Source organism: Acrocarpospora sp. B8E8, from assembly GCF_039871605.1.
GTDB lineage: Bacteria > Actinomycetota > Actinomycetes > Streptosporangiales > Streptosporangiaceae > Acrocarpospora > Acrocarpospora macrocephala.
Genome location: NZ_JBDPLV010000001.1, coordinates 236,104 through 251,065 on the forward strand (window position 1 = coordinate 236,104; position 14,962 = coordinate 251,065).

Here is a 14,962-nt window from a genome sequence, read left to right on the forward strand (position 1 = left end):
GGCCTGCGCTTCAAGGTGTTCTGAGTTCCACGATTGCGTGATGGGCGGCGATTCTCGCTCGGCGTACGGCGCGGTCGAGGTCGCGGAGGGCCTCGTTGCGGGTGGTGAGTTGGCTGGAGGTGAGGCCGCGTTCCTCGGCGAGGCGGAGGGCGAGGGAGAGGCGGGCGGCCAGGGCGCCCAGGCGGTGGGCCCGGCCGGGGTAGCCGGGGGCGAGGGCCTCGTCGGCGGCGTCGAGGGAGGGGAAACCTTGGGCGGGGCCGTCTATGCCGATCAGGGCGTCGGTTGCGGAGCGCATGGTGAGGGTCAGGGCGCGTTCGGCTTCGGCTAGTTGTGGCACGTCGGCGTCGGTGGTCGCGGCGGGCATGGTCGCCCACCGTACGCCCGAATAGGAGGAGCCGCGGCGGTCTTCGGCGGGCACCAGGCCGAGTCGCTTGCCGTCCAGTACGGCGATCGCCGCCTGCTCGGCCGCCACCGCCGAGCGGGTGAACGCGGGCGGCCCGGTCAGCCCCAGCGGATCTCCGGGCGCGGGCAGCGCCAGCCGGAACGAGGTCAATCCTTCGCCGCGCAGCTCTGCCAGGAAGCCGCGCAGCGGCACGTCGGCCAGCTCGGCGGCGGGCGCGGAAACCTCGGCGGGCAAGGGCGAACCGGCCGCCTCGGTGGTGGGGGTGGCGTCCACGGGCACGGCCACGAGTTGCGGGCCCGCGGCGTGTTCGACCCGGTCCACGGCCTCGTCAAGACCGATGTGCCCGGTCAGCCAGGCGTTGCCCCAGGCGACAAGGGTGGCGGAGATCGGTGAATCGGTGCGCACCCAGTCCACGATATGCGCTCGTCCTGCAATAGGTTTTGTCTGAGCGTGTTGGAACGGGAGGGGGACTGTCGTGGGCGGTCAGGTGCTTCGGCTGCAGGACGTGGCCGTCCGGAGGGACGGTGCGACGCTCTTGGGCGGCATCGAATGGACCGTGCGCGAGGACGAACGTTGGGTGGTGATCGGCCCCAACGGCGCGGGCAAAACCACGTTGCTGCAGGTCGCCGCCGCGTTGTTGTTCCCCACCGAAGGCTCGGTGGAGATCCTCGGCGAGCGCCTCGGCCAGACCGACGTCTTCGAGTTGCGGCCCAGAATCGGGTTGGCCAGCTCGGCGCTGGCCGAACGGGTGCCACCCGAGGAGAAGGTCATCGACCTGGTCATCACCGCGTCGTACGCGATTCTCGGCCGCTGGAACGAGGAGTACGACTCCAACGACGTGACCCGCGCGGTCGAATTAATCGATCAACTCGGCTGCGCGCACCTGATCCGGCGGCGGTTCGGCACGTTGTCCGAGGGCGAGCGCAAACGGGTGCAGATCGCTCGAGCCCTCATGCCCGACCCGGAGTTGCTGCTGCTGGACGAGCCCGCCGCGGGGCTTGACGTGGCCGCCCGGGAGGATCTGGTGCGGCGGCTGTCCGCGCTGGCCCTGGACGCGAAGTCGCCGACCATGGTGCTGGTCACGCACCACGTCGAGGAGGTGCCGGCCGGGTTCACCCACGTGATGCTGCTGCGGCATGGATCGGTGGTCGCGCAGGGGCCGCTGGAGCAGGTGATGAACTCCGACAATCTGTCCAAGACGTTCGGCGTGCCGCTCAGCCTGGACCGTGGCGACAACGGCCGGTGGTACGCGCGCCCGTTCTGATATGTGGTCTTAATCCACGCGTATCGGCAAAACCAAATAGCATTCCAGCCGGGGTCAAAGACTGGAGTGAGAGCATGGTTGAGCTCATCGCCGCCCTGATCGTTGTTGGTGTCGCGGGATTTGCCCTGGCCAGAACGATCAGAATCGTGCCGCAGGCCACCTCCAGGATCGTGGAGCGTTTCGGTCGCTACCACCGGACCCTCAACGCGGGTCTGAACATCGTGGTGCCGTTCATCGACCGGATCAAGGTCGAGGTCGATCTCCGCGAGCAGGTGGTGACGTTCCCGCCGCAGCCGGTGATCACCTCGGACAACCTGGTCGTCTCCATCGACACGGTCATCTACTTCCAGGTCACCGACCCGAAAGCGGCCACGTACGAGATCGCGAGCTTCATTGTCGCGGTGGAGCAGCTGACCGTGACGACGCTGCGGAACGTGGTCGGCGGGATGGATCTGGAGCGCACGCTCACCTCGCGCGAGGAGATCAACACCGAGCTGCGCGGGGTGCTGGACGACGCGACCGGCAAATGGGGCATCCGCGTCAACCGGGTCGAGCTCAAGGCGATCGATCCGCCTGCCTCCATCCAGGATTCAATGGAGAAGCAGATGCGCGCCGACCGTGACAAACGCGCCGCCATCCTCACCGCGGAAGGCAACAAGCAGTCCGCCATCCTCACCGCGCAGGGCGAGCGCGAAGCCGCCGTCCTCAAGGCCCGCGGCGAAGCCGAAGCCGCCGTCCTCCGCGCCCAGGCCGAAGCCGAAGCCAAGGCCATGCGCGCCAAGGGCGAGGCCGACGCCATCGCCATGGTCTTCAAAGCCATCCACGAGGGCGCGCCCGACGACCGCCTCCTCGCCTACCAGTACCTCAAAACCCTCCCCGAAATCGCCAAGGGCGACGCCAACAAACTCTGGATCGTCCCCTCCGAAATGGGCCGCGCCCTCGAAAACCTGGGCGGCCTCTTCGGCCCTCCGCGGGATGCGGTCGAACCTCCGCGGGACGCGGTCAACCCCCGGCAGGACGGTCAGATCGACCGTCCTTCTTCCTAGGTTCCGAGGGGAGTGGGACCGCCGTCCACCGGGTGCTCGACGAGGGCGAGGATGCGGTTGGACATGAAGCGGGCGGTGCGGACGGGGGTGCCGTTTCGGGTTACTTCGCTTACTTCGACGATGCTGCGGCCGGTGGTTACCTCGACGCGGCGGCCGGCTTTGGTCGCGACGACCTCGTAGGTGCGCGGGGTGCCTCCGGCGTCGATGACGATTTCTACTCGATCCCCTTTCACACCCTTGTCATACCCACATTCGAGCATTTGTACGCATTTTTCAGGATGTCAGGAGTTTGACGATGGCCGTGACGCCGACGATGACGATCACGGCGCGCAGGAGGGGAGCAGGGAGTTTCCGGCCGACCCGGGCACCGATGAATCCGCCCAGCGCGGATCCAACCGCGATCAAGGCCACCGCCGTCCAGTCGACCTGAGCGATCACCACGAACAGCACTGCCGCCGACGTGTTGACCAGCAGTGAGAGCAGATTCTTGGCCGCGTTGACCCGCTGCAACCCTTCATCGAGGAAGACTCCCAGCAGCCCGATCAGCACAACCCCCTGCGCCGCCCCGAAATATCCCCCATACATCCCCGCTCCGAACACCCCCAGCCACAACCACGGCCCTCCATGCGGATGCGCGTGCGGCCGCCGCTCAGCCAGCCACACATTGAGTTTCGGCTGCGCCACCACCAGCACACACGCCACCGCGATCAACACCGGCACGATCACCTGGAACGCCTGCTCCGGCAACCACAGCAGCAGCAACCCCCCGACCAGCGCCCCTAGCACCGACCCGATGCCCAACCGCAGCAACCGCTCCAGCTGCCCCCGCAACTCGGCCCGATACCCGAGCACGCTGGTAATCCCGCCCGGAACCAGCCCAATGTTGTTGGACACATTCGCCACAACCGGCGGATACCCCACCGCCAGCAACGTCGGAAACGTAATCAACGACCCCGACCCGACCACGGCATTGATCCCCCCGGCTCCAACCCCCGCCGCGAAAACCGCGACCGCTTCCAGCGGCGTCACCAAGATCTCCTCAACCTGGCGAGCGATTTTGTGGCAGACCGATAGGACCAGGATCGAGGTATACGCCTTCTAGACACAGACCTGGACTATGCCATCCTCACTGAGGCGGGTTTGCAGGCAGGGTTGGGGAGCGGTGGCGGGGCCGTGGACTACGGAGCCGTCGGTGAGGCGGAAAACGCTGCCGTGCCACGGGCAGATGATGCAGGGAGTGCCGTTCTCGACGGCGATGCGGCCCTGATGGAGCGGGCCGGCCAGGTGGGAGCAGCCGTCGGCGAGGATCGTGACGGTTTCGCCCAGGCGGAGGACGAAAAGATCGATGTAGCCGAGGCGGCGGATGACGGGGCGGCCATGCGGGAGCTCGCGCAGGGTACACAGGTCGTGCCAGCCGGTCGGGACCAGATGGGTGACCGATTCGGCGTGGTTGGCTCCGGCGGCTTGGCGATGCGCCAGGTGCCCGCCGAGATATCCGGCCAGGCTCGCGGCCCCGAGCCCCAGAAAGGACAGGGTCCGGCCGGTTCGGGTGCGGCCGGTGAGCCGCATGAGGAGCGAGGTGGTGTAGAGACTGAGCGCGGTCACATTGGCCACCGCGTGGACGAAGCCGACCCGCTGTTGTTCCCGATGCAGGGACGACCAGTCGGTGATCCCGGCCGCCGCCGTGGGCAGCGCGGCCACCAGCCCCGTCGCCAGGAGCACCCGAGCCGCCCGTGGATCGGCCGAGGTCAGGTCGAGCACGGCGGTCCCCGCCAGGGACCCCAGCGTGAACGTGGCCAGCGACGGATGAACCGGATGCCCGATCGGCACCCCGTGCAGCACGTCCCGCAACCGCCCCGGCCGGATCCTGGCTCGTACGGCTTTCGCCAGCACCCGTATCGGCGGATCAAGCCGATTACTGTGCTCCAACCGGTCCAAGGTCTCCCCAGGCGGAGCGATGAAAAGGTTTGCCCGGCGCGGTTCAGTCGATTTATCCATCGATTTCACCCCCTGACCGACCTACCCCCGCCTCAGGAAGGCGAACATCAGGGCGCCAGGTGCCCCCGCGCCACAGAAGTCTCCACCAGCGCCACCGCGAACGCTCCCAGCGTCGCCGACCCATCCGCGATGATCGCGACCTTCTCCCGCACCTGCCGCGCCGTCACCTTGTACAACGCCCAGGTGCCGCCCTCATTGTGATGATTGGCCATGATCGGAGCCAGCCGATCGAGCGCCTTCGCGAACCGCGCCTCCGGGGTCTCGCGCGCCTCGAACTCATCCCACAACGCCCGGAACTCCGTGGCCTGATCCTCCGGCAGCAGCCCGAAGATACGATCCGCCGCCGCCCGCTCGGCCGCCTCCTGCGCCTCCACCGCCACCACGTCGTAGATGAACGTGTCCCCGGCGTCGATCTCCACGATGTCGTGCACGAGCAGCATCCGTACCACCCGGTCCAGATTCACCCCGGGCTCGGCATGCTCGGCCATGACCAACGCCAGCATTCCGAGATGCCAGGAATGCTCGGCGTCGTTCTCCCGCCGGGAGCCGTCGATGAGCAGGTTGCGCCGCAGGACGCGTTTCAGCTTGTCGATCTCCAGAATGAACTGGATCTGGCCCGACAGGCGGTCCTCGTGATGCGCGGTGGTCACCTGCGCAAGCCTAATCGGACGTGATCACCCTTAGCGGCCGAGTTGGCAAGATCATCGTATCGCCAAGCTCACCGGAACCCCGTTGAACACGGCATTCCCGGACAACGGGTCGATCACGTCCTCGTCCGTGAGCACGTTGACGCTCACCCCCGCGTTCTTGGCCGCGACCGCCTGCGCGCTGCCCTCGTGCCCCCAGCCGTGCGGCAGGCTCACCACCCCCGGCATGATCGTGTCAGTCGGCTCCAGCGGCACGGTCAGCTCGCCCTTCGCCGACCGCACCACCGCCTCCCGCCCAAGCCCCAGCCGCTCCACATCCACCGGATTGATCTGCAACGTGCACTGATTGCTCCCGCCCACCAGCGGCCCCACGTTGTGCAGCCAGCTGTTGTTGGACCGCAAATGCCGCCGCCCAATCAGCAGAAATTCCGGTATTTCCGCAGAAAGCCGCGCGCGGAGCCGGACCAGATCGGCCATGATCCCCTCCGGGGCCAGCTCGATCATGCCGGAAGCCGTCGCCAGGTTGCCCGGAAGCCGGGGCTCCAGCGGGCCGAGATCGATCCCGTGCGGGTGCTCGCGGAGCTTGCGCAAGGACAGGTCACCGCCCCCGGACCACTCGCCGTACGGGCCCAGCCGCAGCATCGCGTCCAGCCGCAGTTCCGCCCCCGACGAGCCGTCCAGCGCGGCGCGCCGTTCCGGGGAGTCGCCGAGCAAACCGTTCAGGATGAGCTCGTCCAGCAGCGCCGGATCCGCGTCCGCACCCTGCCCGGACGCGATCATCGCCAGCCGGGCCAGGATCTCGGTCTCCGCCGGCGCGCCGTCCAGGGGCAGCGCCGCAGGCGAATACCTGACGTAGTTGCGCACCGCGAACCCCAGCAGCGCGAAGTCGAAATGCCCAGAGTTGAGAATCCGCGGCGGCGGCAGGATCACATGCGCGTGCCGCGTGGTCTCGTTCAGGTACGGATCCACGCTCACCATGAACTCAAGCCCCCGGAACGCCCGATCCAGCCGAGCCCCGTTGGGCGCCGAAAGCACCGGATTCCCGGCAATCGTGATCAGCGCCCTGACCTGCCCCTCGCCCGGCGTCTCGATCTCGTCGGCCAGCGTCGCCACCGGCAACTCGCCGTTGGCCTCCGGCAGCCCGCGCACCCTGCTGTGCCACCGCCCCGTCCGGTACGGCTTGCGCCGCGCGGCCCGTTCGGTAGCCGGCCGAGCGAACATGGCCCCACCAGGCCGATCCAGGTTGCCGGTCAGCACGTTGAGCACGTCCACCAGCCACTGGGTGATCGTCCCGAATTCGGCCGTACAGGTGCCAAGGCGGGCGTACACGGCGGCGCTCGGGGCGGCGGCGAGCTCACGCGCCAGCCGTACGATCACGGCGGCGGGCACCCCGCACGCCCGCGCGGCGAGCTCGGCGGGGAAGTCCCGGAGCGCGGCCTCCACCTCGGCCAGGCCGTTGACCGGCGTATCCACCGTGACCAGACCCTCGGCGAACAGCGTGTGGGCGATGCCCGCCAGCAGGTACGCATCCGTGCCGGGCAGCACGAAGACGTGCTCGTCGGCCAGGTCGGCGGTGCGGGTCCGGCGCGGGTCGACGACGACCAGGCGCCCGCCGCGCTTCCTGATCGCCTTCAGGCGGCCAGGGAAGTCGGGCGCGGTGCAGAGCGAGCCGTTGGACTCCAGCGGGTTGGCGCCCAGCATGAGCAGGTACGCCGTGCGGTCCAGGTCGGGCACCGGGATGGCCAGCGGGTCGCCGAACATCAGGCCGCAGGAGACGTGCTTGGGCATCTGGTCGGCGGTGCTGGCGGAGAAGACGGCGCGGGTGCCGAGGCTGCGGGCGACCGCCGAGCCGTACAGCGCGCCGGCCATCGTGTGTGCGCTCGGATTCCCCAGGTAGATGGCCCGGGCGGGGCCGGGTACGGCGGTCAGGCCGCGTTCGACGGCGGCGAACGCTTCCGGCCAGGAGACCTCGCGCCACTGGTCACCGTCCCGGACGAGCGGGGCGCGCAGGCGGTCGGGGTCCTCGTCGAGGCGGCCGAGCGAGGCGCCTTTGGGGCAGATGAATCCCCGGCTGAAGGGGTCCTCCCGGTCGCCGCGCACATCGGTGACATGTCCGGCATCGTCGAGGGTGATCTTCAGGCCGCACACGGCCTCGCAGAGCGGACAGGTTCGATAAACGATGCTCATGTGCGCTCCTGAGGGGAATGGCGGAAGCCCCAGAACCGAATATAGCTCTGTTCTGGGGCCTCCTGGCGCCCTGACGCCCCCGCGGACCGCCAAGGCGCCCTTCTGAACCCTTTCCAGCGGGGAGGCGCGGAAACGGCTCAGCTCATCAGGGCCATTCGGCCGGCCTCTTCTACTTCCTGCACGAGGTCGAAGCGGGGGTCGCGGTACTGCCGGGCGCCGAAGCCGGCCCGCGTTATGGTCCATTCCAGCTCGTAGGCCCAGCGGTCCTGGTCCGCGCAGAGCCGCCGGTCCGCACCGTCAAGAAGCAGTATGAGCTGGGCCTTGCATAGCAAGAGGGCGTTGGTACCGTGGAAGTGCATAGGAGACTCCTTTTCGGTGGCTTCGACTGGAGCTCTCAGGCCGGGTCGTCGGTGGCAGCCTTCGACCCGGCCTTTTCCTTGCTTCGTCGCAAGGACATCTACGGGGTTGGGGAACGGCGCCTTTGCCGGATAGCGGAGCCCAGGCCGGACGATCATCGGCAGGCTCGGTGATCTTCGATGTTCCTTCCTGTTTCGATGGTCGCTCAGAACAGATTCCACTGCAAGACATGACGAAACAAATCCCGAGGAATACAGTGCAAGAACGTATGCAATTTGCATACGATGCAGGGAGGGCTCCTCCGATAGGAGCCCTCCAGCCTGGCGCGAGCAGTAGGGGACGGTGGTGGGGATGGCAGACGTCGAAGCACCCACGCCGCGCCGCCGACGGCTCGGTCAAGAGTTACGCCGACTCCGCGAAACCACCAGGTTCACCGGTGAAGAAGCGGCCCGGCAGTTGGGCTGGTCCGCCGCGAAGGTGAGTCGTATCGAGACCGCCAGGACACTCCCCAGTGAGGACGACATCACCGCCCTGCTCAACCTGTACGGGGCGGATGGCGTGGTCTTAGGGGATGTACTCAAAATCCGTAAGGACGCCGCCCAAAAAGGCTGGTGGGAGAAACATGGCGCTGCCCTTGACCAGGGCTTGATCGCATATATAGGGCTTGAGGCAGAAGCAATTGAGATGCGCAACTGGGAACCCCACGTGGTGCCCGGCCTCCTCCAGACCGAGGACTACGCCCGGGCGCTGCTGGGGAACGTGATCCAGCCGATCAATCAGATTCCGCCGGCGTTTCTGCACAGCCGGGTCGAGGCGCGCCTGCAGCGCCAGCACCGAGTGCTTTACGCCGAGGAGCCCCTGAGCCTGATGGCCATCTTCGATGGGTCCGTGCTCCAGCGCATGGTGGGCGACAAGGCCGTGATGCGGAGGCAACTCCAGCATCTGGACGAGGTCGCCGACCGGGAGAACGTGGAGATGCGGATCATCACCCAGTCGACTCAGTTGCCGATGACCACAGGTCCCTTTGTCCACTTCAAGTTTCGCGACTTCCCTGACACGGCGTGCCTGGAAGATCTCACGGGCACCCGTTTCCTCGAAGACGCGACAGCTGTCTTTCTGTACGAACGAGCCTTCGATTACCTCATGAAGGTGGCTCTCAGCGAGCCCACCTCGCGGCGTCTCATCCGGGACACGATGGCGTACTGGCAGGCCTAGGGCCGGCGAAGGCGCGGAGATGGATATAGCAAGGTATGAGCACGAACGATGTGGTGTGGAAGAAGAGCTCGTGGAGCTCTAACGGGAACTGCGTGGAGGTCGCCCGGCTGGACGGCGGGCACGTCGCGGTCCGGGACAGCAAGGACAGGGATGGGAACACCCTGGTTTTCACTCCCGGGGAATGGACCGCGTTCGTCCAGGGCGTGAAGGGCTCTGAATTCGACTTGTAGCAGCAAACGGCCCCGACGCGCTTGCACCGGAGCCGTCTCAGATGAGCACCAGGACCGGCCCCACTCCTGCCAAGAAATCAAGCCGGTCTGTCCTGATATGCCGATTTTTGCTAGATCATTCTTCTGACGATCATGTTTATACACCATGGGGAGGCTGGGCACGCTCCGGAACGCGATTGATGGTATTTAGGTTAGGTTTGTAACCTTGTGATATCCCTCGCACGCCTTTATCCTTATGGTAGCTTCGACGAAAAGGGGTGGGCAGTGCTGGATTCCGACCTGTCCAAGGCCGACTGGCGTAAAAGTCGCCACAGCGCCAATGGGAACTGCGTTGAGGTGGCCCGGCTGGGTCTCACGCACGTGGGTATCAGGGACAGCAACGACCGGAGCGGGGCGACTCTCGTCGTGACTGTGGAAGATTGGCGGGCTCTGTCCGCCGGGATCAAGGACGGAGAGTTCGATTTCTGAGGGCCCGTGAGGGCCCTTACGTATGAAGGGCCCGCGTCCCCGGGAGGGGACGCAGGCCTTTGCGAAATCATGACGCTAAGCTGAATCATTCAAATAAATGAATATTTCCAGTGTGGTGCGGGGAGCTGCCTGGAAGGCCGTCCGAGATGGCATGCTCAGGGGCGTGAAGAGCAATTTGGTGGCCGTCCTCGTCTTTGCCGTGCTTGCGATGGGATGCAGTGCGGCCGAGGGGGAGCCGGTCTCCGAGTCGGTGGATGAGCCCGAGGCCACGGCCACGGTGCCGTCGAAACCGGTGCGCCAGCCGTACACGATCGCGTTCGGGGGGGACGTGCACTTCGAGGGGGTGCTGCGGACCCGGCTCAATGCCAATCCGCGGACCGCGCTCGGGCCGATCGCGAAGGTGCTCAGGCGGGCCGACCTGGCCATGGTCAACCTGGAGACGGCGGTGACCACGGGTGGCACGCCCGCGCCCGGCAAGCAGTACACGTTCCGGACACCGCCCAGCGCGTTCACGGCGTTGAAGGCGGCCGGGGTGGATGTCGCCTCGATGGCGAACAACCACGGCATGGACTACATGGACACCGGGTTGCAGGATTCGCTGGCGGCGATCAAGCGCACCGAGTATCCGATCGTGGGGATCGGGAAGAACGCGGCGGAGGCGTACCGGCCGTGGCGGACCACGGTGAACGGGAACCGGGTCGCGATCATCGGGGCGACGCAGGTGCTGGACGCCGAGTTCATCTCGGCCTGGACGGCCACCAGCACGAAGGGCGGGCTCGCATCGGCGAAGGAGGAGGGGCGGTTGTTACAGGCGGTCCGGAACGCGCGCAAGAACTCCGACACGGTGATCGTGCACCTGCACTGGGGGACCGAGCTGCAGAAATGCCCCAACGACGCGCAGCGCGCGCTGGCGCCGAAGCTGGTCGAGGCGGGCGCCGACGTGATCGTGGGCGGGCACGCGCACATCCTGCTGGGCGCCGGCTACCTCGACAAGAGCTACGTGAGCTACGGGCTCGGCAACTTCGTGTTCTACAACTGGGGGCCGGAAACCGGGCAGACCGGGGTGCTCACCCTGACCATCAACGGCCGCCGGGTGCTGAAAGATCAGTGGACTCCCGCGCGGATCAACGGAGGGGTGCCCGTGCCGGTCACCGGGTCCGCGGGCAAGCAGGCGACCGCGAACTGGCGGGCTCTACGCTCCTGTACGGGCCTGACAGCGAAACCGTCCTAACTGGAGTCACCAGAATTTCCCCGACCTGTCATGGTGCAAGACGCGGCTGCGGCATTAACGTCCACTCATGACGCAGCGGTCTCAGTACATTCTCGACGTTCTCCTGGCCGAGTTCGGAGACTCGATCGCCCGGGAACCGGCGGCCTTCCAGCGGAAGTTCCGGAAGATGGCGGCCACGCCGTTCGCGTTCTATCGCGGCAGCGCGTGCCTGTTCTACGCGGATCTGTCCGCTGAGCTGGCCGACGACTCCTATCTCGACGATCTCACCCGCCGCGTCTGGATCCACGGCGACCTGCACGCCGAGAACTTCGGCACGTACATGAACGCCTCCGGGGTGCTGGTGTTCAACGTCAACGACTTCGACGAGGCGTATGTCGGGCCGTACACGTGGGATTTGAAGAGGTTCGTGGCGAGTGTCGCCTTGATCGGGTACGCCAAGGCGCTCTCCGATGAGGTGATCACCAGGTTGGTGGGGGATTTCGCGCATTCCTACCTGGGGGAACTGCTCGGGATCGCGCACGGCGGGGACGACGCGATCGGGTCGCTCACGCTGGACACCACCGCCGGGGTGCTGCACCGGGTGCTGCAGACCGCGCGGCTGAACACCCGGGTGTCGATGCTCGACCTGGAGACCACGATCGACAACTTCGAGCGCCGGTTCACGATCACCGAGAGCCGGCTGCCGGTGGACGCGATCACCCGCGGCACGGTGATCGAGGCGTTCCAGGACTATCTGGGCACGCTGCCCGCGCCGCTCAACCCGGTCGAGCACGTGATCAAGGATGTGGCGCTGCGCAAGGGCATCGGGATCGGGTCGGCGGGGCTGCCGTCCTACAACCTGCTGCTCGAAGGGCACACGCAGGCGCTGGAGAACGACGTGATCCTGTACATGAAGCAGGCGCAGGTCCCGGCGGTGGCGCGCTACATCGCCGACGAGAAGGTGCACGGATATTTCCGGCATCAGGGGCATCGCACGGCGGAGTCGCAGCGGGCGTTGCAGGCCTACGCCGATCCGTGGCTTGGCTACACGGTGCTCAACGGGGTCGGGCAGCTGGTCGCTGAGGTGTCGCCGTACTCGGCGGATCTGGACTGGAGCGACGTCAACGAGCCGGGAGACCTGTCGTCGGTGGTGCGCGACCTCGGGCGGGCGGTCGCGCGCATGCACTCGGTCGCCGACGACGAGTCCAGCCACGACCTGGTCGACTTCTCCACCGAGGAGGCGATCGCGGGCGTGGTCAACGGCGACCACGACGGGTTCGTCGCGATGCTCGTGGATTTCGCCCACGCCTACGGCGCGCGAGCCCGCCAGGATCACCAGCTTTTCGTGGACCTGTTCCGCAACGGGCGTTTCCCGGGGCTGTAAGCAGTACGTGAAATGGGGAACTAGCCGATAAAGACCTGACCATGCTCGGAAGAACGGGCAAAATGGGGGAGTGTCCAGCCAGCCACTTGACGACTTCGACGACCTGGAACCCTCCTCGTTACGCCGTCGGCCCACGCAGCGCCGCAGCGCGCGACGCGTCGAGCGCATGCTCGACGCGTGCGCCTCACTCCTGGACGAAGTCGGCTACGAATCGTTGTCGACCACCCGCATCGCCGAACGCGCCGGGGTCGCGATCGGCTCGGTCTACCAGTTCTTCCCCGACAAACGCGCGATCAGCCAGGCCCTGACCCGGCGCAACGTGGAGCTGTTCGTATCCCGGGTCGGCCGCCGGTTCATGTCAGAAGATTTCGACGGATGGTGGGGCGCGGTCGACACCATCATCGACGAGTACGTCGACATGCACCGAACCGTGCCCGGCTTCCGCTCCCTGCACTTCAGCGACGCGGTCGACCTCAACCTGCTCGACTCGGTCTCCGACAGCAACACGGTGATCGCCGGACGCCTGCGCGGCATGCTCCTCGAGGAGTACGGCATGGCCGACAGCGAACGCATCGACCTGGCGGTCCTGGTCGCCGTGGAAGCGGGGGACGCGGTGCTCAAGCTCGCGTTCCGCCGCGACCCCAACGGCGCCCCCGAGATCATCGCTCAGGCCAAAGAGCTGATCCGCAGCTATCTCTCCCGGCAACTCCGGGAACGCCCATGAAATATCCCGCGATGGCGGGATCGGATGGTTCCGGGGAGTTCGTGGGTCTCGCCACGCCCGGCTTGTGAATTCGTGGTCCTTGAATCCTCGGCCCCTGGATGGTGGGCTCGTCGAGCTGGGCGCGCAACCGGGCCAGTTCCCTCTTCGTCTGGTCATAGGCCTCGAACTTTGCGGAAGCGTACCCCGCGAACCCCGGCAGTGCCACGGACAGCACGGCCGCACACAGGAGCGTAAAGGTCGTCTGCTTGGATTTCGCCACCGCAGCCCCCTCGCCCTCGACGCACCTCAGGCGAGGGAAATATGCCCGTCCGGCTCACCAGCAGACGCGGCTGAACTGATCCTGGACCAATCGTGGACAGACGAATGCCTGCCGTTGTCCAGTCAAAGACCCCCCTCTCTAGATAGCCTCATCCCTGTGGCACATGTGACGCGGGAGCAGCTTGATCGTCTGCTCGAACAGGCACTCCTTCTCGACGACCACGGTGCCCTCGCCCGTCAGCTGGACGTGCTCGCCCAGTCGTACGAGACCGGCGAGGTGTCGAGGGCGGCGATCCTCGTCCTGGCGGCGGAGGAGTGGCGGCAGTCGGGCCAACCGGCGGCCGCGCTCGACCGGTTCCAGCAGGCGGCCGACGACGGCGGTGAGGCGCCGGTGGACCCGCGCGCGGGCATCGCCGACACCCTCTTCGAACTGGAACGTCCCGACGAGGCGGTCGACATGATCGCCACCATCAGAACGGCCGGCTGGACTCCCGCGACCGCCCTCACCATCGCCGAGACCCTCGCCGCGTACGGTGACCTCAACGGCGCGCACGAATGGGCCACCGACGGCGTGGACGCCTGCCCGCCCGGCCTGCTCCGCGAGGCCCTGCTCCGCACCCGCTACCGCATCCGCATCGACCTCGGCCTCCCCGAAGACGACCTCGACGCCCTGCTCGACGTCTCCCGCTGACGCGAAAGAAGGGGCCGCGCGGATGCGCGGCCCCTTCTCGTGGTCCCTGGTGGCGGCTCAGGGAACCAGGGTGTCGCCCAGGAGGCTCTTGGCGATCTTGGTGACCGTGCCGGGGGCGTCCGGCAGGGCCTTCGGCAGCAGCGACGCCGCGGGCAGCAGCTCGTCGTCGGGTACGGCGGGAACCGCCGGAACAGCGGGAGCCTCCGGCAGCCCGGACGTGGCCGGGATCCCGGCGGCCACCCCGCTCAGCTCGCTGGGCATGCTCTTGGCGAGCACCAGATTGGGCGCGGGCGACTTCGGCTTCCCCGGGAGCGGCGGCACGCCCGGCAGCTCTGGCAGCGTGACCAGCGAGCTCGCGTCCCGCAGCCCCGGCACGTCCGGAAGACCTGGCTTCCCCTCCAGCCCCGGCAGCGTGACCCGGCCGGAACCGGCCGCCACGCCCGCCGCGTCGGCCACGCTGAGCACCCCCGACGCCGCCGACAGGCCCGGCAGCCCGGCGATGGAGGCCAGCCGGTAGCCCGCCCGCGAACGCGGATCCACGTCGCACGGCAGCACGGTGAACACGCCGGTGCGGCCCACGGCCACCAGCGCCGTGCCGACGGCGGCCCGGCCGTTCCGCCCGGCCACCGCTCCGGTCGTCGCCGTGACCTTGTTGGCGACCTTGTTGGCTAGCCCGACCACGGCCGCCCGGGCGCAGCTGTCGGCCGCCCCCGGATGTACCCGAACCTGAGCCTGGGCTTGGGCGGCCCAGGCGACTCCCACGACGGTGACCGCCGCCAGCACGGCACCGCACCGCCCGATGTTGCGTGACACGCATGTCCCCCTGTTCGCTTACGGTAGTCCGACAAGCGCCGAACGTAGCCCGCGGTCCCAGGGGGAG

17 protein-coding genes are annotated in these 14,962 nt (G+C 67.4%); 9 read left to right on the plus strand and 8 right to left on the minus strand.

Annotated elements, in window-relative coordinates:
* Positions 1–10: 10 nt before the first annotated feature.
* Positions 11–808, minus strand: a complete 798-nt coding sequence (locus tag ABGB08_RS01030) for a hypothetical protein (protein ID WP_347584820.1) — start codon at positions 806–808, stop codon at positions 11–13.
* Between the two features lie 70 nt (positions 809–878).
* Here ABGB08_RS01030 and ABGB08_RS01035 point away from each other — a divergent pair, with 70 nt between their 5' ends.
* Both ABGB08_RS01035 and ABGB08_RS01040 read left to right on the plus strand, forming a co-directional pair.
* Positions 879–1,667, plus strand: a complete 789-nt coding sequence (locus tag ABGB08_RS01035; protein ID WP_155353860.1) for an ABC transporter ATP-binding protein — start codon at positions 879–881, stop codon at positions 1,665–1,667.
* Between the two features lie 74 nt (positions 1,668–1,741).
* A complete protein-coding gene (locus ABGB08_RS01040) occupies positions 1,742–2,713 on the plus strand; it encodes an SPFH domain-containing protein (RefSeq protein WP_347584823.1) in 972 nt (323 codons plus the stop codon).
* Here the strand turns inward: ABGB08_RS01040 and ABGB08_RS01045 are convergent.
* The 6 genes from ABGB08_RS01045 to ABGB08_RS01070 form a co-directional block, all read right to left on the minus strand.
* Positions 2,710–2,946, minus strand: coding sequence for a hypothetical protein (locus ABGB08_RS01045; protein ID WP_155353858.1), 237 nt, complete (start codon positions 2,944–2,946; stop codon positions 2,710–2,712). The genes ABGB08_RS01040 and ABGB08_RS01045 overlap by 4 nt on opposite strands.
* Positions 2,947–2,986: 40 nt before the next feature.
* Positions 2,987–3,742 carry a sulfite exporter TauE/SafE family protein gene (locus ABGB08_RS01050; protein WP_347584826.1) on the minus strand — a complete coding sequence of 252 codons (756 nt, stop codon included), beginning with the start codon at positions 3,740–3,742 and terminating at the stop codon, positions 2,987–2,989.
* Between the two features lie 69 nt (positions 3,743–3,811).
* The gene (locus ABGB08_RS01055) at positions 3,812–4,642 is read right to left on the minus strand and encodes a DUF2231 domain-containing protein (protein WP_347584828.1); all 831 of its coding nucleotides are present in this window, start codon (positions 4,640–4,642) and stop codon (positions 3,812–3,814) included.
* Positions 4,643–4,758: 116 nt separating this feature from the next.
* Positions 4,759–5,361: an HD domain-containing protein gene (locus ABGB08_RS01060; RefSeq protein WP_347584830.1), complete on the minus strand. Its 603-nt coding sequence runs from the start codon at positions 5,359–5,361 to the stop codon at positions 4,759–4,761.
* Positions 5,362–5,412: 51 nt separating this feature from the next.
* Positions 5,413–7,545, minus strand: coding sequence for a molybdopterin-dependent oxidoreductase (locus ABGB08_RS01065; RefSeq protein ID WP_347584832.1), 2,133 nt, complete (start codon positions 7,543–7,545; stop codon positions 5,413–5,415).
* Between the two features lie 137 nt (positions 7,546–7,682).
* Positions 7,683–7,904: a hypothetical protein gene (locus ABGB08_RS01070; RefSeq protein WP_155353853.1), complete on the minus strand. Its 222-nt coding sequence runs from the start codon at positions 7,902–7,904 to the stop codon at positions 7,683–7,685.
* Between the two features lie 349 nt (positions 7,905–8,253).
* On the opposite strand from ABGB08_RS01070, the gene ABGB08_RS01075 reads away from it, so the two are divergent.
* The 7 genes from ABGB08_RS01075 to ABGB08_RS01105 all read left to right on the plus strand — a co-directional run bounded on the left by ABGB08_RS01075 (position 8,254) and on the right by ABGB08_RS01105 (position 14,082).
* On the plus strand, positions 8,254–9,117 hold the full coding sequence (locus ABGB08_RS01075; protein ID WP_347584837.1) for a helix-turn-helix transcriptional regulator: 864 nt from the start codon (positions 8,254–8,256) through the stop codon (positions 9,115–9,117).
* Between the two features lie 35 nt (positions 9,118–9,152).
* Positions 9,153–9,347: a DUF397 domain-containing protein gene (locus ABGB08_RS01080; RefSeq protein WP_347584843.1), complete on the plus strand. Its 195-nt coding sequence runs from the start codon at positions 9,153–9,155 to the stop codon at positions 9,345–9,347.
* A gap of 264 nt (positions 9,348–9,611) precedes the next feature.
* A complete protein-coding gene (locus ABGB08_RS01085) occupies positions 9,612–9,815 on the plus strand; it encodes a DUF397 domain-containing protein (RefSeq protein ID WP_347584850.1) in 204 nt (67 codons plus the stop codon).
* A 163-nt stretch (positions 9,816–9,978) separates the two neighbouring features.
* A complete protein-coding gene (locus ABGB08_RS01090; protein WP_347584870.1) occupies positions 9,979–11,046 on the plus strand; it encodes a CapA family protein in 1,068 nt (355 codons plus the stop codon).
* 67 nt (positions 11,047–11,113) lie between these two features.
* Positions 11,114–12,409: a DUF2252 domain-containing protein gene (locus ABGB08_RS01095; RefSeq protein ID WP_347584877.1), complete on the plus strand. Its 1,296-nt coding sequence runs from the start codon at positions 11,114–11,116 to the stop codon at positions 12,407–12,409.
* Between the two features lie 70 nt (positions 12,410–12,479).
* Positions 12,480–13,133, plus strand: coding sequence for a TetR family transcriptional regulator (locus ABGB08_RS01100; protein ID WP_347584885.1), 654 nt, complete (start codon positions 12,480–12,482; stop codon positions 13,131–13,133).
* Positions 13,134–13,548: 415 nt separating this feature from the next.
* Positions 13,549–14,082 (plus strand): tetratricopeptide repeat protein, encoded by a 534-nt coding sequence (locus tag ABGB08_RS01105; protein WP_246268176.1) that lies wholly within the window; start codon positions 13,549–13,551, stop codon positions 14,080–14,082.
* Positions 14,083–14,139: 57 nt separating this feature from the next.
* Here ABGB08_RS01105 and ABGB08_RS01110 read toward each other — a convergent pair whose 3' ends face one another.
* Positions 14,140–14,895 (minus strand): hypothetical protein, encoded by a 756-nt coding sequence (locus tag ABGB08_RS01110; protein ID WP_347584898.1) that lies wholly within the window; start codon positions 14,893–14,895, stop codon positions 14,140–14,142.
* Positions 14,896–14,962: the final 67 nt, after the last annotated feature.

What these genes read in the sequence shown, in the direction of transcription:
- ABGB08_RS01080 (WP_347584843.1), top strand. Translation starts at nt 9,153, where the DNA reads ATGAGCACGAACGATGTGGTGTGGAAGAAGAGCTCGTGGAGCTCTAAC.
- ABGB08_RS01040 (WP_347584823.1), top strand. Translation starts at nt 1,742, where the DNA reads ATGGTTGAGCTCATCGCCGCCCTGATCGTTGTTGGTGTCGCGGGATTT.
- ABGB08_RS01095 (WP_347584877.1), top strand. Translation starts at nt 11,114, where the DNA reads ATGACGCAGCGGTCTCAGTACATTCTCGACGTTCTCCTGGCCGAGTTC.
- ABGB08_RS01070 (WP_155353853.1), bottom strand. Translation starts at nt 7,904, where the DNA reads ATGCACTTCCACGGTACCAACGCCCTCTTGCTATGCAAGGCCCAGCTC.
- ABGB08_RS01065 (WP_347584832.1), bottom strand. Translation starts at nt 7,545, where the DNA reads ATGAGCATCGTTTATCGAACCTGTCCGCTCTGCGAGGCCGTGTGCGGC.
- ABGB08_RS01075 (WP_347584837.1), top strand. Translation starts at nt 8,254, where the DNA reads ATGGCAGACGTCGAAGCACCCACGCCGCGCCGCCGACGGCTCGGTCAA.